16 protein-coding genes are annotated in these 18,764 nt (G+C 62.0%); 5 read left to right on the top strand and 11 right to left on the bottom strand.

Features of this window, described 5'->3' with window-relative positions; translation table 11 throughout:
• Positions 1-144: 144 nt before the first annotated feature.
• A complete protein-coding gene (locus LDO14_RS19200; protein ID WP_134164989.1) occupies positions 145-1,566 on the top strand; it encodes an MFS transporter in 1,422 nt (473 codons plus the stop codon).
• A gap of 110 nt (positions 1,567-1,676) precedes the next feature.
• Here LDO14_RS19200 and metH read toward each other — a convergent pair whose 3' ends face one another.
• The 5 genes from metH to LDO14_RS19225 all read right to left on the bottom strand — a co-directional run bounded on the left by metH (position 1,677) and on the right by LDO14_RS19225 (position 8,895).
• Entirely contained in the window at positions 1,677-5,321 is a 3,645-nt protein-coding gene (metH, locus tag LDO14_RS19205) for a methionine synthase (RefSeq protein ID WP_223992946.1), read from the bottom strand.
• A gap of 520 nt (positions 5,322-5,841) precedes the next feature.
• Positions 5,842-6,783 carry a radical SAM protein gene (locus tag LDO14_RS19210; RefSeq protein WP_223992948.1) on the bottom strand — a complete coding sequence of 314 codons (942 nt, stop codon included), beginning with the start codon at positions 6,781-6,783 and terminating at the stop codon, positions 5,842-5,844.
• A complete protein-coding gene (locus LDO14_RS19215) occupies positions 6,762-7,811 on the bottom strand; it encodes a hypothetical protein (RefSeq protein ID WP_223992950.1) in 1,050 nt (349 codons plus the stop codon). The genes LDO14_RS19210 and LDO14_RS19215 overlap by 22 nt, the downstream gene beginning before the upstream one ends.
• On the bottom strand, positions 7,808-8,452 hold the full coding sequence (tmk, locus tag LDO14_RS19220) for a dTMP kinase (RefSeq protein WP_223992952.1): 645 nt from the start codon (positions 8,450-8,452) through the stop codon (positions 7,808-7,810). The genes LDO14_RS19215 and tmk overlap by 4 nt, the downstream gene beginning before the upstream one ends.
• On the bottom strand, positions 8,449-8,895 hold the full coding sequence (locus LDO14_RS19225) for a hypothetical protein (RefSeq protein ID WP_223992954.1): 447 nt from the start codon (positions 8,893-8,895) through the stop codon (positions 8,449-8,451). The genes tmk and LDO14_RS19225 overlap by 4 nt, the downstream gene beginning before the upstream one ends.
• 292 nt (positions 8,896-9,187) lie before the next feature.
• Here LDO14_RS19225 and LDO14_RS19230 point away from each other — a divergent pair, with 292 nt between their 5' ends.
• The 3 genes from LDO14_RS19230 to LDO14_RS19240 all read left to right on the top strand — a co-directional run bounded on the left by LDO14_RS19230 (position 9,188) and on the right by LDO14_RS19240 (position 11,403).
• Positions 9,188-10,009, top strand: coding sequence for a TIGR04255 family protein (locus LDO14_RS19230; protein WP_223992956.1), 822 nt, complete (start codon positions 9,188-9,190; stop codon positions 10,007-10,009).
• Positions 10,010-10,298: 289 nt separating this feature from the next.
• On the top strand, positions 10,299-10,667 hold the full coding sequence (locus LDO14_RS19235; RefSeq protein WP_223992958.1) for a hypothetical protein: 369 nt from the start codon (positions 10,299-10,301) through the stop codon (positions 10,665-10,667).
• Complete coding sequence (locus LDO14_RS19240; RefSeq protein ID WP_223992960.1) at positions 10,660-11,403, top strand: DUF863 family protein; 744 nt, start codon at positions 10,660-10,662, stop codon at positions 11,401-11,403. The genes LDO14_RS19235 and LDO14_RS19240 overlap by 8 nt, the downstream gene beginning before the upstream one ends.
• Positions 11,404-11,734: 331 nt before the next feature.
• On the opposite strand, the gene LDO14_RS19245 is transcribed toward LDO14_RS19240, so the two are convergent.
• On the bottom strand, positions 11,735-12,763 hold the full coding sequence (locus LDO14_RS19245) for an LLM class flavin-dependent oxidoreductase (protein ID WP_223992962.1): 1,029 nt from the start codon (positions 12,761-12,763) through the stop codon (positions 11,735-11,737).
• A 142-nt stretch (positions 12,764-12,905) separates the two neighbouring features.
• On the opposite strand from LDO14_RS19245, the gene LDO14_RS19250 reads away from it, so the two are divergent.
• Complete coding sequence (locus tag LDO14_RS19250) at positions 12,906-13,880, top strand: alpha/beta fold hydrolase (protein WP_223992965.1); 975 nt, start codon at positions 12,906-12,908, stop codon at positions 13,878-13,880.
• Between the two features lie 85 nt (positions 13,881-13,965).
• Here the strand turns inward: LDO14_RS19250 and LDO14_RS19255 are convergent, their stop codons facing one another.
• From LDO14_RS19255 to LDO14_RS19275, 5 genes are all read right to left on the bottom strand, one after another.
• Complete coding sequence (locus tag LDO14_RS19255; RefSeq protein ID WP_056392010.1) at positions 13,966-14,472, bottom strand: gluconokinase; 507 nt, start codon at positions 14,470-14,472, stop codon at positions 13,966-13,968.
• The gene (locus LDO14_RS19260; protein WP_056392011.1) at positions 14,472-14,783 is read right to left on the bottom strand and encodes a putative quinol monooxygenase; all 312 of its coding nucleotides are present in this window, start codon (positions 14,781-14,783) and stop codon (positions 14,472-14,474) included. The genes LDO14_RS19255 and LDO14_RS19260 overlap by 1 nt, the downstream gene beginning before the upstream one ends.
• On the bottom strand, positions 14,780-15,703 hold the full coding sequence (locus tag LDO14_RS19265) for an NAD(P)-dependent oxidoreductase (protein ID WP_223992967.1): 924 nt from the start codon (positions 15,701-15,703) through the stop codon (positions 14,780-14,782). The genes LDO14_RS19260 and LDO14_RS19265 overlap by 4 nt, the downstream gene beginning before the upstream one ends.
• Positions 15,704-15,706: 3 nt before the next feature.
• Complete coding sequence (locus tag LDO14_RS19270) at positions 15,707-17,626, bottom strand: TRAP transporter large permease subunit (protein WP_223992969.1); 1,920 nt, start codon at positions 17,624-17,626, stop codon at positions 15,707-15,709.
• A 96-nt stretch (positions 17,627-17,722) separates the two neighbouring features.
• On the bottom strand, positions 17,723-18,754 hold the full coding sequence (locus LDO14_RS19275) for a DctP family TRAP transporter solute-binding subunit (protein ID WP_144600083.1): 1,032 nt from the start codon (positions 18,752-18,754) through the stop codon (positions 17,723-17,725).
• Between the last annotated feature and the right edge of the window lie 10 nt (positions 18,755-18,764).

Genomic DNA, 18,764 nt, shown 5'->3' on the forward strand with positions numbered 1-18,764 from the left:
CGATCTCAGCAACCGATCTCAGCAACCGATCTTATTGGTTTTGCTGATCCGTCAAGGCGGTAACGGCAGCTGCAGCCGGAGCATTGACCGCCCCGGCTCAACCCCTAACCCCTCCTCAGCAAACGTGGAAGTATGGAGAGTTCAATGAAGACCTCAAAAGATGCGCTCGACAGCTCGGGCCCTTCGGGATTTCCGGAAGTGCCGGAGCCACGCAGGCGCTCCGTCAACATGGTGGCAGGCACGATCGGCCACTTCGTGGAGTGGTACGACTGGTACATCTACGGGCTGCTGGCAGCAGTATTCTCATCGCAGATTTTCCCCGGCGACTCCCCGTTTGCGTCCCTGGTCGCAGCACTGCTGACCTACGCAATCGGGTTTGTCGTCCGCCCGCTCAGCGGAATCATCATTTCACCACTGGCCGACCGTTTCGGCCGCAGGCTCGTCCTGACGCTCTCCATCTCCGGAATGGCGCTCGGCGCTTTGATCATCGGTCTCACGCCGTCATTTGCGACAATCGGGTACGCAGCGCCAGTTCTTTTCCTGGTTGCACGCATTCTTCAAGGCATCTCGGCCGGCAGCGAGCAGCAGAGCGCTATCGCTTTCATGGTCGAACACGCTCCCGCGAACCGGAGGGGCCTGTTTGGCTCGTTCTCCAATATGGCCAGCGGCCTGGCGACCCTCGCCGCGACCGGTGCCGCCGCGATCGTGACCTCCTCTTTTGCTCCCGACGACCTCGCCGCCTGGGGCTGGCGCATCCCGTTCCTCATAGGCGGTGTCCTTGGCGTAGTCGGGCTTATCCTGCGGGCTCGCTCTGATGAGACCCCTGAGTTTGAGGCGACTGCCCTTGTCGACCAAAAGTCCGCGGCGGCGCGCCTGATGGACCTGCTGCGCGAACACCCGAAGGCTCTGCTGCAGGCAGCTGCGCTGTCTGCTCCGGCCGTGGCCTACTACACCTGGGCCACCTTCCTTCCCACCTATGCCAAGCTGACCACCGGCCGCGACCTGTCCTCCACTCTTGCCGGAAGCGTTATCGGCCTTGCCTTGCTGGTGGTCATCGTGCCGGTCTGCGGATACCTTTCCGACCGCCTCGGCCGACGAAAGATCTTCCCCATCATCGGTGCCATCGGCATGATCGTGCTCTTCTACCCACTGCTTCTGCTGCTGAACCAGCCAGGCTTCGGCGTGTACGTTCTGGTCTCAGCGTCGGGATGGGTGGTTCTTGGAATCTGGCAGTCGGTCTATCCGACAATCCAGGCCGAGCTGTTCCCGGCTTCTGTCCGGGTCTCCGGAATCGGCTTTGCACACCAGATCGTGATCGCCGTCTTCGGAGGCACTGCACCACTGATTGCCGCTGCATTCGTCGGCGCCGGACAGCCCATGTTCGTCGCGTACTACATGATCGCCATTGTCGCCCTCTCCCTCATCGCCTACTTCACGCTTCCGGAAACTGGCAGCAAGGGCCCGCGTGCCACCGTCGCCCCGGCAGACCGCGAAGTGCTGGAGGGAGAGCACCTGCTCTTTGAGACTCCACACGGCGGGATCCAGGCGCACAATTCCAAGCCATAGGCGTCCTTCTGGTGCCCTCGTAACCATGTAACGCCCCGCACTTCGGGGATCGCCCTCGACCGAGACCTGGTCGAGGGCGATCCCATGCCCGGCCAACGACCGGCTTCACCTCACACCTTGAAGTACTTCGCCTCCGGGTGGTGGAACACGAACGCGTCGGTGGACTGCTCGGGGTGCAGCATCAGCTCATCACTGAGGACCACGCCCATCCGTTCGGGCTTCAGCAGCTCGGTGACCTTGCGGCGGTCCTCCATGTCAGGGCAGGCGGGGTAGCCCAGCGAGAACCGCGCACCGCGGTAATCGAGCTTGAAGTACCCTGCCGTGTCCTTGGGCTCCTCAGCCGCGAAGCCCAGCTCCTTGCGGATCCGGGCATGCCAGAACTCGGCAAGCGCCTCGGTGAGCTGCATGACCAGGCCATTGAGTTCGTAGTAGTCGCGGTACTGGTTGGCCGCGAACATCTTGGACGTGAACTCCTCGATCTTCGATCCGGCGGTGACCAGCTGCACCGGCAGGACGTCGATCTGTCCGGATTCGCGGGACTTCACAAAGTCGGCCAGGCACAGGTGGCGGTCGCGGCGCTGCCGTGGGAAATCGAACCGCAGGCGGTCGGTGCCGATCGGGCCGCCTGAACCACCGTCGGGGGCGAGCAGGCCCGCGGTGCCCAGGACGCCGTCGGGATCCTCGCCGTGGTGAAGCACCACCACCTGCTCCCCTTCGGAAACCACCGGGAAGTAGCCGTAGGCGACGGACGCGTCCAGCATGCCCTCGCCCAGGATGCGGTCCAGCCAGTAGCGCAGCCGCGGCCGGCCCTCGCGTTCCACCAGTTCCTCGTAGGAGGCGCCGTCCTCGCCGCGGCCGGGCTTGAGGCCCCACTGCCCCATGAAGGTGGCACGCTCGTCGAGGAACGCGGCGTACTCGTGGAGCGAGACGCCGCGGACAATGCGGGTGCCCCAGAACGGCGGCACGGGAACGGGGTTGTCGGTGGCGACGTCGGACCGGCCGGGCATGGCCTCGGGCTCGGTCACCGTGAATTTCGCGCCGCCCTTGTGGATGCGCTTCTTCAACGGCGGCAGGCCGACGTCGTCCGGCGACTCGCCACGGGCCACGCGGACCAGCGGCTCCATGAGGGAGAGGCCCTCGAAGGCGTCCTTGGCGTAGCGGACCACGCCGTCGAACTGCTCCGCCAGGTCCTGCTCCACGTAGGCGCGGGTGAGGGCTGCGCCGCCCAGGATGACCGGCCATTTCTTGGCCAGGCCGCGGGACTGCAGCTCGGCGAGGTTTTCCTTCATCACCACGGTGGACTTCACCAGCAGGCCGGACATGCCGATCACGTCGGCGTTGTGCTGCTCGGCTGCGGCGATGATCTCGGCGATGCCCTGCTTGATGCCGATGTTGATGACCTTGTAGCCGTTGTTGGTGAGGATGATGTCCACCAGGTTCTTGCCGATGTCGTGCACGTCGCCGCGGACGGTGGCGATCACCATGGTGCCCTTGCCGGACGAATCCGACTTCTCCATGTGCGGCTCCAGCAGGGCGACGGCATTCTTCATCACCTCGGCGGACTGCAGCACGAACGGCAACTGCATCTCGCCGGCGCCGAAGCGTTCGCCCACCACCTTCATGCCCTCGAGCAGGTGGTCGTTGATGATGCCCAGGGGGGTCATGCCCTCGCTGCGTGCCAAGTCCAGGTCCTCTTCGAGGCCCTTGCCTTCGCCGTCGATGATGCGCCGCTCCAGGCGCGCGCCGGTGGGCAGCGCGGCGAGTTCGGCGGCGCGCTGGTCCTTGAGCGCTGCGGTGTCGACGCCGGCGAAGAGGTCCAGCATGCTGGCCAGGGGGTCGTACGTGACGTTGCCGTCGGCGTCGTATTCGCGACGGTCCCAGACCAGGTCCAGGGCCACCTTGCGCTGCTCTTCCGGGAGGGAGGCGAGCGGGACGATCTTGGCGGCGTCGATGATGCCGCTGGTCAGGCCGGCCTGGACGGCTTCGTGCAGGAACACGGAGTTCAGGACCGTGCGCGCTGCGGGGTTCAGGCCGAAGGAGACGTTGGAGACGCCGAGGGTGGTGTTGATGCCGGGGTACTTGGCGGTGATCTGGCGGATGGCCTCGATGGTTTCGATGCCGTCCCGGCGGGTTTCCTCCTGGCCGGTGGCCACGGGGAAGGTGAGGCAGTCGACGATGATGTCCTCGACGCGCATGCCCCATTCGCCCACCAGGGCGTCCACCAGGCGGGAGGCGATGGCCACCTTGCCTTCGGTGGTGCGGGCCTGGCCCTCTTCGTTGATGGTCAGGGCGATGACGGCGGTGCCGTGTTCCTTGACCAGAGGCATGATGCGGGCGAAGCGGCTGTTGGGTCCGTCGCCGTCCTCGTAGTTGACGGAGTTGACCACGGGGCGGCCGCCGATGAGTTCCAGGCCGGCCTGCAGGACGGGCGGCTCCGTGGAGTCGATGACCAGCGGGAGGGTGGAGGCGGAGGCGAAGCGGCTGACGACCTCTTTGATGTCCGCGACGCCGTCGCGGCCCACGTAGTCGACGCAGACGTCCAGCAGGTGGGCGCCGACGCGGATCTGTTCGCGGGCGATATCCACGCAGTCGTCCCAGCGTTCCTCGAGCATGGCCTGGCGGAAGGCCTTGGAGCCGTTCGCGTTGGTACGTTCGCCGATGGCCAGATACGCGGACTCCTGGTCGAAGTTGACGTGCTGGTAGAGGGAGGCGACGCCGGCCTCGCGCTCGGTGGGGATTCGTGCCGGCGCGTTGCTTGCCTTGGCATCCACGGCTTTGGTGCGGAAGGGCGCAAGGCGTTCGACGACGGCGGCCATGTGCTCCGGCGTCGTACCGCAGCAGCCGCCCACCAGGCCCAGGCCGAATTCGCGCACGAATTGTTCGTGCGCGGTGGCGAGTTCGGTGGGGGTGAGCGGGTAGTGCGCGCCGTTGGCGCCGAGGATGGGCAGGCCGGCGTTGGGCATGCAGGCGATGGCGACGGAGGACTGCTTGGAGAGGTGGCGGAGGTGCTCGCTCATCTCGTCCGGGCCGGTGGCGCAGTTCAGGCCGATCGCGTCGACGCCGAGCGGTTCGAGGGCAGTGAGCGCGGCGCCGATTTCGGAGCCCATGAGCATGGTTCCCGTGGTTTCCACCGTCACCTCGACGAAGATGGGGAGGCGGATTCCCTTGGAGACGATGGCCTGCTTGCAGCCGTTGACGGCGGCCTTGGTCTGCAGGAGGTCCTGGCTGGTTTCGATGAGGAAGGCGTCCGCGCCGCCGTCGATGAGGCCCTCTGCCTGAAGGGCGAAGGTCTGCTTGAGGTAGTCGTAGCTGGTGTGGCCCAGGCTGGGGAGCTTCGTGCCGGGTCCCATCGAGCCGAGGACCCAGCGCATGCGGCCGTCTGTTTTTTCTGCCGCTTCGGCGCGTTCACGGGCGATCTCCGCACCCTTTCGGGCGAGCTCCTCGATCCGGTCGTCGATGCCGTAGTCGGAGAGGTTGGACCAGTTGGCGCCGAAGGTGTTGGTTTCGACGGCGTCGATGCCGGTGGCGAAGTAGGCGTCGTGGATGTCCGCGATGACGTCCGGGCGGGTGTCGTTGAGGATCTCGTTGCAGCCCTCGAGGTTTTGGAAGTCGGTTTCGAGCTGCAGGTCCCGGCCCTGCAGCATGGTGCCCATGGCGCCGTCGGCAATGACCACGCGGTGGTTCACGGCGTCCAGGAGCTCCTGCGAACGGGCGGGGCGGGGGACGGACTCGATGTCCAGTGCGAAACGAGGCATTTAAACAGACTACGGGCGGAGCCGCCAACGTTGCGCTGTGTGTCCGTGTACTACGGCAGGTGGCGGCCCGGCCATCGATAAATTGGGGGCCTCAACCAAGGGCCGAAACAAAGGTAGCGGGAAGCTTTGAAGACGGTCTCATCCCCTCGTCCTCCGGCGTATCTGCGAGCTAGCCTGCCTGCAGTGGTGACGTGTTGGGGGCTCTGGGTCCGCATCTATCTGGGTTAAACACGCTGCCACCGGCAAGCATAAGTATTCAATTTCAGGCATCGTGCTTCTCAAGGACACTAGATCGTCCGACTGAGCACAGCCCAACCTGACGCCAGACGGTCTCCTTTTGACGTCAGCCCTAAAGTCGGACGGAACGATGCCGCATTCAATCACCACGGCGCGTGCTGGCGATAACGTACGCCAATCGCGATCACGGATCGCGGAGGAGTCGTTCACGGCAGTCAGCATTTGGCTGAAAGCTCTAAGAGACTGACCATAAGGCGATTAGGCGTTCAACCGAATTTTCAGTCTAATTTTCCAGCTCGGGTGCGAGGGCATCTCCATACCTGGCGTGATGTTGCGTAGCGTCAAACGGAAGAGATGAAGCTAACTGAGACAGGTGATCCTGGATGAGATCACCCACGATTGGATAGTGGCCGTCAGTGGCTGTCATCGTGCCGTAAAGTTTCCCCTCCGGGGTGACCAGAGCGTAAGTCCCAAGCTTGGATGGGGCATCAAAGGAATCAAATGATGCGTTGCCCGCGTAGACCGAACGAGCAAGGGCAATGGCCTCCAGGTATTCAGCTCTTGAAACAACAAAGACATCGGCATTGGTGTAGCCCTCTCCCACCGGCGTGAACTCCAACAACGACCAGCGGACAATGTTTGAGTATCGGCCGATCAAACTAGCGATGTTTGCTACTTCATGTCGATTTTTGCGGGTTACGACTGTGCGTAAAATTACCGGTTTGTCGACCTGCTGAGCGGAATCCAGAAAATTGAGGACACGCTGGAAGTTTCCTCGTGTTTCTCTGATTGCGTCATGAGTTTCAGCGGTCGCGCCGTCCAGAGAAAGACCGATTAGGTCGGTTAGGGGTCCGAGTAGGACGGATCTCATTTCTTGTGGCATGTAATGAGCGTTGGTCTGCACCTCGACAAGTAGACCGAGGCCGCGGGCGTGGTCGAGTAGGTCCGGTAAATCCCGCCGCAATGTGGGATCTCCACCAGCAAAGACCACTGCGCCTACTCCGCCGAAAGCAATGGAGTTCAAGAGACGCCTTGCTCCAGAAGTGTCTAGTGGGGAACCGAGGGTTCGATAGCAGAACTTGCAGCCAAGATTGCACAGCGACCAAGATTCCCAGTGCACCTTGACGATACCTACCTTCGCGAAGGATGCGTGACAGCCCGGGTCAGGCTGGCCCGTGACGCAGCCTGGACATGAAGGCTGGATTACGCCCGTTGCCGGTCCCACCAATTTTTTGCACCTTTCAGGAGCGGATCCAATTTGTTGACGAGGTAGCCAATCACCCCACCTAGAATCAAGGAAGTAGCCGTCGGATGTTTCACATTCATAGTGGCAACAACGACGACGCCAGCCCCTACTAAGCCCAGCCACCACCATCTACGGAGAACCCATCCGAAAGATCGCCATACTCCTAGCGGACGGGCTCGGGACCAGGCATCATCGAAGCGATCCTGAAACATACGGCTGAGATTTGTCGCGCCCGAACGTCCTACTTCTATCATCGTCCCGTCGGTGGATCGCTCGACGGTGTCGTCATACACGTCGTATCTAAGGAGGCTGCCGTCGATGAGCGCGCTGCTGGCGTCCCGAAGATCATCTCGATGCCGAGTGACCCTGACCTGGAAATTAGGGCGCCCCCTTGTATGGAGATTCCACCCATCGAGCCGTTTCTTTGCTTCCGCGACCATGCTCGACCCGCGGATATCACCCGCCAAGTCAGCGGTAGCGAGAAGTATTCGAACCTTTACGCCAGCCTCGGCACGCGCTTTCAGTACATCCGCTGCGGAGAGCGGGCTTGTCATGATCGCCGGCATGGCGATATCGCTCCTAGCCTCACCTAACCGCGTGGCAAAACTGTCGAAAACATCCGGCTCTCCCATATGGCCCAGTACCCGGACCGATGCCTCCTCACGGCGGATTTGACGGATATGACCTGCGTAGACCGGAACAATCGCTGCGAGCTTCTCCTCAAGGTCGGCTGCGGCTTGCACAATGGCCTTGCCCTGGAACTTGCTAGGTACGTCGACCACCCAGTTACGTTCACGAGCGTCTCGCAGAGCCCGGTTCCTGTTATCCACTGTGTCTAGCACCGGGTAATTTGCAATTAGATCGAGAAGCTCTGCTTCGGGACGAAGATGTCTCCGAGACCACATGACCACGGCTAAGGTGGCCGTTTCGCGCTGCACGCCCGCCTGCGACAAAGCGTCCACGACAGTTATTTCCTGTGGCGTGAGCGCTCCAGCGCCCAATTTCACTTAAGAGCCTCCTGGACAACAGACCAAGCGTCGTGCACAACTTCCTCCAAGGGGCGACCGGTCGACTGGACCGTGCTCCAGCCGGGGTCCGCGGAAAGTTTTTGGTATTCATCTGCTGCTGCTCGCAGAAGATCCATGCTTGCTTCGTAGTGGTCCTTTTCGGGCCGGTCGGTGCCCTGCCTTAGCGAGGTGCGCCTTCGAGACTCATCCGGGGAAACTTCAAGCAAGACAGTGATAGTGGGCCGTGGCATCGCCATAAGACCATGCTCAAGGTTTCGAACCCAAGTGGTGAAGTTGTGCCTTTCCTTTTCCGGTAGGCGCGCTGCTTGGTACGCCGCATTCGAATCGACGTATCTATCCACAATGACGAGGTCCGAGGTCGACAAAGCATCACAAAGCTCGTCCCTAACCTGTAGCCGATCACACGCGAAAAGCATGGCGGCAGCATCCGGGGATAGGACAGGGTCCGGATTGCTCAGGTAATTTGAAATCGCAACTCCAGTTGGTGACTCATAGTCAGGGAAGGTGAAAAACTGCACCTTCAAGCCGAGTGCAGTGGCGTTGCCGCTAATGGCGTCGCAGACACTTCGTTTTCCCGCACCGTCAACGCCCTCAACCGCAAGAAGTACGCATTGCTTCACGCCATATTCCGAACTTCACTGGAAAAACTTGAGAGCAATCTGACGACACGTTCCTCATCTATACCTGTCTCAGCGCTTAATCTTCTGATTCTGCTCTCCCGTTCTTCAGGAAAGGTGAGCGCATCGCTGTCGAGAAGATCACGCGCGTACTGAGCGACTACCAAAAGGGACGCCAAGGAGTGAAATCTGGTTGGGAAACGCTCGTCAATGGTCCGGGCCCAAGGGACGTCGGTGTACTCGATTGCATGTGGGAGAGCACTGTTTGCGACTTCAACCAGGCGCCCGCTATCGGTCTTACCCAAGGATGCGCTGCAATCCCAGGCCGTAAGCAAGTCAATCGCGGCACGATCTAACTGAGGCAGCAGTTTTGAAGCCGCACTGCACCGGCGTTCGGGCTCGGTCTGCCAGATCGTATTGAGGGCTTCGTTGAGCTTCGAGGTCATTGCAGACTCCTTCTTCATCAATCCCCATAGTATCGGCGTTGGGCTCATCGTTTTTATCGATGGCTTTGTGTAGCAGTTGTCGCTGGTCCGTGTACATGGCTCTTGCCGCGCCCTTAGCCAGTGGACGACAGCGCTCACGCCGGATTCCGCACCGCGGACATAGCTGTCGTCCTCCGCATGCCCTGCTCGACTGTCACACCTCATACCTGCAAGCTTCCTGAAAATCTGGCAATAGGTCTAGCTTCGGTTACACTTCCGGTTACACTTCTAGTTACCTACCAGGAGGGTAACCATGACCTACGCAAACCGAGAGGTTTTCGTCCACGCTCCACTTGCTATCGTCACGGCCGAGGTCCAGCTAAACTACGAGCCCCGCATCAACGACGAGGCGACTAGAGCGAAATTCGCTGAAGAAATTCGCTCCCTGCTGCCCGTTCTAGAGCGCCAGACTGTAAATTCATTCACGCTCCAACCTTCTGAAGTTTTACAGAAGGAAACAATTCAGCAGATCCGAGCGACGTCGCTCGACAAGAGGGTTACAGCTTTACTGCATCAAACGTCTCTAAGCATATCCATGGACGGCAGGGCTTATTCAGGCTTCAACTCCTTCGCTCCTCTGTTTGACGCTGCGTTGGCTGCCCTTACGAATACCATTGATTCCGTCGTAGTTAAAAGAGTCGGCCTTCGCTACATCGACGAGATTCGCGTTGAAAATCCCCCCGAACACACAGGTGGATGGTCTCCCTGGATCAACAGTGCCCTCCTGGCCCCCGTTACGGCCTATGGGGAGTCTCAAGCGGAAGTCCTGAGGGGCAACGTCATCTACAATCCAGGCGATGACCGAAAGGTAATCTTCAATTGGGGCGAATTCGTGGGATCGGGCGTCGTTGGACCCGACGTTCCGTTCCACAACGCTACGCTTGCACCTTCAAAGCTCTTCCTTCTGGATGTAGACAGCGCATGGGAGCCAAGCGACTTTGTGCTCCTGGACAGGGAAAAGATCAGTAAAATCATGGATAGACTCCACGATCCCATTGGTGAGATTTTCCAGTGGTCTGTCACGGAGCAAGCACGAGAACTTTTCAGGGGGAATAGTGTCCGCAACGGTGCATGAGGTTGCTTCGAAGAAGCTCTATAGAAGTCACTCCTCCACTTCGAGCGATTCCTTGGTGGACTTGCTCAGCTCGTTTTCCGGAGGCACGTCCGATGCCCTCCTTGATGCCCAGTGGCGCCAGAGACGCCAACTCAATCGTGCACAGGCGTCCAATCTGCGGGCGGACCACCGAACGTCCTTTACAGATTCAATTGAGGCGCACGTCCGCGATCTGCTAAAGCAGCCCCTTTCGGCTGTCCTCCAAGACTTGGCAGAAACATGGGGGGTCGCTTGGGCTGACGTTGCAAGAATGGTGGGCGTCAGCCTGCCGGCGCTGCGCAAGTGGAGAATTAGCGGCGGCGCGTCGGGAGAGAATGTACGACGGGTGGCAGAACTTACTGCATTTTTGCGGTTGCTAAAAGAGGTGGGTGTTGAGGAACCAGCAAGTTGGCTGTCCGTCCCATCCATCGGTGGTTACACGGTGACGCCGCGGCATTTGTACAAGCCTGGCGCTGCGGCCGCTGCGTTAGTTGACCTTGCTTCTGCGTCTAGTTCCCCAGAAGAGATCCTGAACGAACTGCATCCTTCCTGGAGGATCGATTACGCCACTGATTTCGAAGTTGTGGTTGCAGAAGACGGCGTGCCTGCCATTGTGAGGAAGAATTCAGCCAATGGCTGACCAACTCGAACCACTACTACCTCCTGATGAACTGTTCGACTATAGAGAAGGGACAGGAGACGGCGTGCCTTTCTGGCTGCCGTATTCGCAGGGGGATGTCTTTGACGAGGTCGTTATGCCTGGTATCGAAGACAACGAGCCCGGTTTGGCGATGTTATTTATGCACCCCTGCACTATGCGAGAGGGGGCAAGACTTCGAGAAGCCGTTACCGCCGTACGCGTAAAATTTCACCAAGACCGAGTCCTGCCAAGACCTGGCACTTGGGCGAACCGCAATAAGCTCATGCCCCTGCCTGACTTGTCTGGCACCGGTGGTTCTACTCATGTGGCTGACTTTATGCTCATCGGTACGGTCCCCTCCGTTTCTTTGGACCGAGCCCGCCGCGTGTCCCAGTTGTCCGCGGACGGGAGGCTAATCCTGCAGCAACGCATAATATTTCACCTCACGAGGCACGCTCCTTCCATTGATATATTGCGCCAAGCCAGCCACGGCTTAGAACTCGAGTTGCAGTCTCAAACAGACTGGATGGAGGAAGCCTTTAAGAAGGGTTTGGTGCAATCAGGCGAGGACGTGGATCAGCAAGAGATCGCCTTCGACGAATACATGAGCGGCCCCCTAGAGCCGGTCAACCCTGATGTTCAAGCGAGTACCAAATCTCGGCGATCGCTTTTATCCAGCCCCAGAGAAGCTCCGGCCGTAGTCCGCGACGTTCAAAGAAGGATTATGTCTCTGTAATCCGTCTGCTACACGCAATTGGTCCAAATTCGGTGGATTGTCATCGCTACGTGGTGGGCATGTCCCTGCCTAAGAGGGGCCTTATACCGCCTAAAATTGGTAACTAATACGAGTGCCGTTGTCCTCGAGAAGTACCCCCAATCTGAGCTCGGAGGTACTTCTCGAGGTATGTCTCCCGCACGTGTCGCTGTCCCAACACCCTCGCCTGCCCATTGACTGGGGCATCTCCTCGTTCTGCCGGCTTGGCTCCCCCTGGGTTTTCCACAGCACCGCAAACTCCCGTCTGGCGGAATGGTGGGCGGCCAGATCTAGAACGTTCGCTTCTCAACTCTCACGAAGCCCACCCCAGAGCCGGCCCCAACTTCCCCGCCATGTCCGTCAGGATCTGCACGTAGTCCTCGTGGTCGAAGCTGAAGGGCAGGGCGAATGCCACCTCATCCACCTCCTGGAACGCTGCATGCGCGTACAGCTGCTCCGCGATCTCCTCACTGGTACCAATGAGATCAGCAGCGAACATCATGCCCCGCGGCCCCTGCGGCGCAGCAGTCCGTGGAGTGCGCTCGTCCACGTACTGCTGGTACTTCTCCCGCTGGGCCGCAGTCGCCGAGTCAGTCGGGATCACCACCAGGCCCTGCGAAACCCGAGCTCCGGCGTGGCCGGCAGCAGTAGCAGCTTCGCGGAACGCCCGGATCTGCGACTGCTGGACCAAGGCGAAATCAGGTTTCTGGTCCTTGTCCGGAAAAATCACGCTGCTGGAGAGCAGATTGAACCCATTCGAACCCGCCCATACCGCTGACTTCGTACTCCCGGCCCCGTACCAAAGCCGGTCCCGCAGGCCGGGCGAATGCGGCTCCACCCGGTTGGAGAACTCCTCCACCACACCCTGCTTACCGGAAAACTCCCGCACCGGTTCCCCGGCAACCAAGCGCGCAAACCGCTCCACCCGGGCGTAGCTGAAGTCCTCCACGTCCCCGGTGTCCGGGTACAGCTCATGCTTCACGGTGTCGTACTGCATCGGCTCCCCAACGCTTACGCCTGGGTTGATGCGTCCACCTGCCAGCAGGTCCACGGTGGCCAGGTCCTCGGCCAGGCGCAGCGGGTTTTCCCAGCCCAGCGGCGTCACGGCAGTGCCAAGCTCAATGTGCGAGGTCCGTTGGCTCGCCGCCGCCATCACCGCCACAGGGGAAGAAATCCCGAACTGCAGGTGGCGGTGGCGCAGCCAGGCACTGTCGAACCCCAGCCGCTCCCCCAGCTCGATGATCTGCAACGTGGACTCGTGGCCCGCGGCCGGGTTCGCCGGATCGAACAAACCAATGGTGAGGAAACCCAGCTTGCGCAGGGGACGTTCGGGGTGCGGCATCGGGTTCCTTCAAAGCGGCGGACGGGGCTGGTTTCAGACTAGGCGGAAGCCCCTTGAATGAACCAGCAATCATTGACGCACATGACGGCCTTGTGGTTAGGCTCACCACAAGCCAGCGACGGCGCCGCCACAGGAGGAATACATGTCATTGCAGGAAATCGAGTTCACGTCCGCCAACGGCCGGGACACTATCCAGGCGTGGGTCTACGAGCCCATCGGCCAACCCAAGGCCATCGTGCAGCTGATCCACGGGCTCGGCGAGCACTCCCGCCGCTACCTCCACCTCATCTCCACCCTGGTGGACGCGGGCTTCATCGTGGTGGCAGGCGACCATTCCGGGCACGGGCGCACCGCGATGCAGCAGGGCACGTGGGGCGATGCCGGGGAGGACGCAGCCAGCGTGGTGGTGGCGGACGAGGTCACCCTCCAGGCCAAAGCCAGGGAGGCACTCCCCCAGCTTCCGTACGTGGTGTTCGGCCACAGCTGGGGCTCCATGATCGCCCGCGGCATGGCCGTCAATCCAGGTGCGCAGCTTTCCGGCCTGATCCTCTGCGGAATCGCCGCCCAAATGCGTGGCATCGAGAAAAGGATCAACCGGCCGGAACTGTCACGGCTTGCCTCCGGCGAGAGTGCAGCGGAACCCGCGCCTGAGGAACTGGTGGGCCAGTTGTTCGACGGTTTCCTGGGCCGCCTGGGAGAAGACGCCGGCCCCACCGCCTGGGTGGCGCTGGACGCCGACGTCGTCACCGACCACGGGAGGGACCCCTTCAACAACTTCGGCGCACCCCTGAGCGCACGGTTCCTGCAGGGCTTCGTGGACCTCTACGACCAGGTCACCTCGGACGACTGGTACAAACAGCTCCCCGCGGACCTCCCCGTGCTGATCCTCGCCGGCGACCAGGACCCCGTGACCAACTACGGCGAAGGCGCCTACCACGTGGCAAACCGCCTAGCGGATTCGGGCCACGCGGACGTCCGCACCCGCGTCTTCCCCGGCGTCCGGCATGAGGTGCACAACGAACCCACCACCCGCGCAGAGACAGAGCGCGAGACGGTCGAGTTCATCCAGCGTGTCACCCAGCGGCAGGACTCCCCCACACCGTCAGCTGCAGGCTGACCGTCCCCGAGGAAAGCACCCCGCTGGAAGGTTCGACGGCGGCACTCACCCGCCGCCGTCGTCGTACCTTCCAGCAAGGGGAGGCTCAGTCCGCTGCTGATTGCTCCAGCAGCCGTCGGATGCGTTCGACGGTTGGGTCGATGCCCCCTGTTGACTCGACCATCAGGCCGGATTCGTCGGTCTGCAGCTCCTCCAGGGTTTCCAGCTGGGACGTGAGCAGCGAGGCCGGCATGAAATGCCCGGGGCGTTGGGTGAGGCGGTCCTGCAGTGCCGGCCTGTCGGCTTTCAGCAGGATGAACGTGGTGGCAGGCGCGGCCGTCCGGATGGCGTCCCGGTAGCTTCGCTTCAGTGCTGAGCAGGCAACAATGGTTGCTTTTTCGGTGCTGGCGGACAGCTTGGTACCCACCAGGTGCAGCCACGGCCATCGGTCCTCATCCGTGAGGGGAACGCCCGAAGCCATTTTCTTGACGTTTGCTTCCGGATGCAGGGTGTCGCCATCGACGAAACTGGCGCCGAGCCGGGTGGCAAGCGCCTGGCCCACGGAGGATTTCCCTGCACCGGAGACCCCCATCACCACGATGCTCTGGGGCATTACAGGGCGCCCTGCCGGGCAGTGCCGGCGGGAATGGGCGTCAGGCGGGTGACCTCGACGGGTTCGGCCAGGAGTCCTTCGAGGGAGGCGTTGAGCCGCTTGACGGCGTCCCCCACTCCGTGGGCGTCGAGCAGCTCGGCGCTCTCCCATTTCTCAATCATGACGATCTGGCCGTTGGGCGCATCGTGGATGGCGTACAGGAGGCATCCGGGTTCTTCGTGGACCTCGGCGATGGCGGGCTTGAGGGCCGCGACAACCTGGTCGCGGGCGCCGTCGTTGGGCGTGAAGACTGCAGTGACGACGATGGTCATGATGATTCCTTTACTCGATTGCTGGTGATGCTCAGATAAATGCCTGTGTGGTCAAGGTCCCCGAGACCCTCGGTGACCATTGTTTGGAATGCCGAGGTCAGGGTGTTGGCGACGGGCAGTGCGAGTCCGGCATCCGCGGCCGCCTCCGTGACAAAGCGCAGGTCTTTGAGCTGGTTTTTGGCCGAACCGCCGCCGTGGAAGTCCCCCGTGATCCAGCGGCCGCCTTTTTGCTGGAGGACTTCGGAGTTGGCCAGCCCGCCTTTGAGGATGGCCTGGACCTTTTCCAGGTCCAGGCCGGACGCCTTCGCCAGCGCCATGGATTCGGACAGGGCGGTGACCGTGGCGGCCACCACAATCTGGTTGCAGGCTTTCACGATGGCCCCGGCGCCGGCCTCCCCGAACCACATGACCGTGGAGCTGTAGAGCTTGAAAAGCGGAGTGAGCCACTCGACCGAACTCCGGGGGCCGCCGGTCATGATGCTCAGCCGCCCCTGCTCCGCCCCGATGGTCCCGCCGCTGAGCGGTGCGTCGATGACCACCACCCCGTAACGGGACTTGCAGTGGGCTGCGAAGGCGGCGACGGCGGTGGGGGACACGGTGCCGTGGATGACCAGGACAGGTTCAACCGCACCTGTCCGCGCCCACCCCGCGAGCAGGCCGTCCTCGCCTTCCAGGAGTGCTTCGACCTGGGGCAGGTCCGGCAGGACGGTGAGGACAACATCCGCCGCGGCCTCCGCTGGCCGGAGCGCTACTGTCCCCTCTTCGATGGCTTTGGCTTTCTGGATCGTGCGGTTCCAGAGCGTCAGGGGTACCCCGGCGTTGATGATGTTCCGGGCGATGGGGGCTCCCATGGGACCGGTGCCGAGCAGCGAGACGGAGACACCGGGATCGAGCGGCGAGGGAGGTTTGGTTTCTGTCATCGGTTAGAAGGGGATCAGGCCGGCGAGGGCGGGAAGGAAGGTGCTGAACCAGGGCACGGCGGCGAGGACGAGGAGGCCGACGAACACCGCCACCAGGTAGGGCCAGAAGTGTTTGAGGCTGTTTTCCACGGTTTCGCGGGCGGTGGCGCAGGCGACGTAGAAGCCAACCCCTGCCGGCGGGGCGAAGGATCCGATGCCCATGGAGATGATGAGGACCATGGCGTACTGCACGGGGTTGACGCCGAAGTCGGTGGCGATCGGCAGCAGCAGGGGCGCGAAGATGAGCACCGCTGGCAGGCCTTCGAGGAGCTGGCCCATGATGATCAGCAGCACCACCGTGAAGAGCATGAACAGGATGGGGGAATCGCCCAGCCCGGACATCAGGTCGTGGATCTGCTGCGAAACGCCGGCCAGGGCGAGAGTCTGCGCCAGGGGCGACGCCGCGGCGATGATGAACAGCACCATGCCCGCCGTCGTGGTTGTTTCACGCAAGGTGTCCCCCAGAAGGCGCCTGCTGCCGCGGCGGTAGGCTGCCGCGAGCACGAAGGCGTAGGCGACGGCGACCGAGGAAACTTCCGTGGGGGTGGCGAATCCGCTGAGGATCCCCACCACCATGCCTACGGGCAGCAGGAGCGTCGGCAGGGCGAAGAACGTGGCGGAGCCCCGGGCCCGCCACGTGGCCTTGGCGCTTGGCACGCCTCCCTGCTTGCGCGCCCTCAGGAACACCAGTGCCATGACCACCAGGGCGAGGAAGGCTGCCGGCACGAAGCCTGCAAGGAACAGGGTGGTGGTTGAGATGGTGGTGATGGAGCCCAGGATGAGCAGGACGATGCTGGGCGGGATGGTTTCGCCCATGATGGCCGACGCCGACAGCACGGCGACCACTTCGCCGCGCGGGTACTTACGCTCTTCGAGCATGCCTCGCATGGTGGTGCCCACTGCTGCGACATCGGCGACCTTGGAGCCGGAGATACCGGAGAAGATGTACATGGTGACCACCACCACCTGCAGCAGGCCGCCGCGGAGATGCCCGATCAGCGCATCGACGAGCTTGGCCAGCGGCAGGGTAAGGCCGGCCGAGTTCATGACGGTGCCGGCCAGGATGAAGAACGGGATGGCCAGCAGGACGAATCCCTTGGCTCCGGACGCCATGCCGATGGGGATGGCGCTTACGTCGGAAATGCCGCCGAGGTACAGGTAGATGCCGGAGGCGAGGGCCAGGACAAACGCAATGGGCAGTCCCAGGAACAGCAGGCCGAACAGGGCCACGAGGACCACCACGAGCAGGACGTTCGGTGAGGCGTAGTAGAACAGCGGCGGGGAAATCAGGACGACGGCGACGAGGGCGGCTGCGATTCCGGCACCGACGACGGCGGGACGCCAGGCCTGGCGCCGAAGTTTGACCAGGGCAAACCAGGCGATGAGGACCATGCCCACCGAGAAGGGCAGGTTGACCCAAAACACGGGGAGTTGAAGGATCGGTGTCTTTTCCTCGACCTGCTGGACCAGGGTGGGCACGAACAGGGCAAGCGCGCCGGCGCTCATGACAAAGACGAGCCAGTCGACCAGCGCGGCGAGGTACGGCTTCCAGGTTGCGGGCAGGCGCATGATGAGCGCCTGGACGGACATGTGTGCGCCTTTCGGGTAGGCGATGGCGCCGCCGATGAAGGCAATGGTCAGCAGGGCAATCTCGGACACTTCCTGTGTCCAAAGCACGGAATCACCGGTAATGAGGCGGACGGTGATGTTCAGGAGGATGACCACGAGTTCCGCGAGAATCGCCGCTCCCACAATCCCTTCGAGCGTCTTGTCGAGCCAAGCTGCGCCGCTCCAGCGCTCTGGCACGTGGTCGTGGTGAAGGATTTCCTCCGCTTCGAGGGGAAGGACTTCCTCGTAGTCCTGGGGAGCAACGGTGGGTTTCATGGTTTTCCAGACTGTCGACATTGATAGCGGGATGTGTGTGGGGAGTGGGGTGTTGGTACGGGTGGGAGCCGACTTGTGGGCTCCCACCCGTCCTTGCTACTTCTTGCCGGCGAAGGCGATGGCCTGGTCGAAGAATTCCTTGCCGATGAGCTTGGAGAACTCCGGGTAGAGGCTTTGGGAGGTGGCCTTGAACTCGGCGAGCCCGGACGCGCTGAGCTCGTTGGCCTTCATGCCCTTGGCTGCCAGTTCATCCAGCTGCTTCTTGGACTGTTCCTCGTCATAGCCGGTTTTGAAGGTTGCCGTTTCCTCTGAAGCGGCGGTGAGTGCCTTCTTCTGGTCATCCGTGAGGGAATCCCACTTCTTCGATGACAGTGCCAGCACCCAGGCGTCGTTGATGTGGTTGGTCATTGAGACGTATTTCTGCACCTCGGAGAACTTGTTCGTCCAAGGGACCTCAATCGGGTTTTCCTGGCCGTCGATCGTTCCGGTCTGCAGGCCGGTAAAGACCTCGGAGAAGGCCATGGTCGTGGGGCTTGCGCCCAGCTTGCCGAAGAAGTCGGTCCACAGGGTGTTGCCCGGCACCCGGATCTTCAGCCCCTTCAGGTCGGAAGGCTGTTCAATCGGGCGCACGGAGTTGGTGATCTCGCGGCCGGTCCGGGTCAGGAAGGCGAGTGCCACGGTGTCCTTTGCCGCCAGCTTGTCTTTCAGGACCTTTCCAGGTTCTCCAGCCAGGAACTTTGCCTCTTCCTTGGTGTCCGAGAAGAGGTAGGGGATGCTGATGCCGTTCATTTCCGGCACCACCGAGGCGTAGACGGAGGTGGACAGGATGAGTCCGTCGAGTGATCCGCCCTGCAGCCGGGTCACGGCCGCGTTCTGGTCCCCGCTGAAGCTCGTGCCGTTGGGTACCACGGTGACCTGGACGGAACCGTTGGAGGTCTTCTTGACCTGGTCGGCGAAGTGCTGGGCGGTGACGCCGACCGAGGACGTCAGCGGATCGGGGATGGAGAGCTGGATCTTGGCCACCGGGGCGCTTTGGCCGGCGGGGGTTCCGCCTGCACAGCCGGACAGCAGGGCGGCGGCCAGGCTGGTTGCCAGTACCCCGGTCATGGCGCGGGTCTTGAAGTTCATTCGATGCCTT

It is taken from the genome of Arthrobacter sp. NicSoilB11, assembly GCF_019977375.1.
GTDB lineage: Bacteria > Actinomycetota > Actinomycetes > Actinomycetales > Micrococcaceae > Arthrobacter.

Excerpts from the sequence above, each read along its gene's own strand:
- LDO14_RS19270 (WP_223992969.1), bottom strand. The coding sequence starts at position 17,626 with ATGAAACCCACCGTTGCTCCCCAGGACTACGAGGAAGTCCTTCCCCTC.
- LDO14_RS19275 (WP_144600083.1), bottom strand. The coding sequence starts at position 18,754 with ATGAACTTCAAGACCCGCGCCATGACCGGGGTACTGGCAACCAGCCTG.
- LDO14_RS19265 (WP_223992967.1), bottom strand. The coding sequence starts at position 15,703 with ATGACAGAAACCAAACCTCCCTCGCCGCTCGATCCCGGTGTCTCCGTC.
- LDO14_RS19255 (WP_056392010.1), bottom strand. The coding sequence starts at position 14,472 with ATGCCCCAGAGCATCGTGGTGATGGGGGTCTCCGGTGCAGGGAAATCC.
- metH (WP_223992946.1), bottom strand. The coding sequence starts at position 5,321 with ATGCCTCGTTTCGCACTGGACATCGAGTCCGTCCCCCGCCCCGCCCGT.
- LDO14_RS19230 (WP_223992956.1), top strand. The coding sequence starts at position 9,188 with ATGACCTACGCAAACCGAGAGGTTTTCGTCCACGCTCCACTTGCTATC.
- LDO14_RS19245 (WP_223992962.1), bottom strand. The coding sequence starts at position 12,763 with ATGCCGCACCCCGAACGTCCCCTGCGCAAGCTGGGTTTCCTCACCATT.
- LDO14_RS19250 (WP_223992965.1), top strand. The coding sequence starts at position 12,906 with ATGTCATTGCAGGAAATCGAGTTCACGTCCGCCAACGGCCGGGACACT.
- LDO14_RS19200 (WP_134164989.1), top strand. The coding sequence starts at position 145 with ATGAAGACCTCAAAAGATGCGCTCGACAGCTCGGGCCCTTCGGGATTT.
- LDO14_RS19260 (WP_056392011.1), bottom strand. The coding sequence starts at position 14,783 with ATGACCATCGTCGTCACTGCAGTCTTCACGCCCAACGACGGCGCCCGC.
- LDO14_RS19240 (WP_223992960.1), top strand. The coding sequence starts at position 10,660 with ATGGCTGACCAACTCGAACCACTACTACCTCCTGATGAACTGTTCGAC.
- LDO14_RS19235 (WP_223992958.1), top strand. The coding sequence starts at position 10,299 with ATGGTGGGCGTCAGCCTGCCGGCGCTGCGCAAGTGGAGAATTAGCGGC.
- LDO14_RS19225 (WP_223992954.1), bottom strand. The coding sequence starts at position 8,895 with ATGACCTCGAAGCTCAACGAAGCCCTCAATACGATCTGGCAGACCGAG.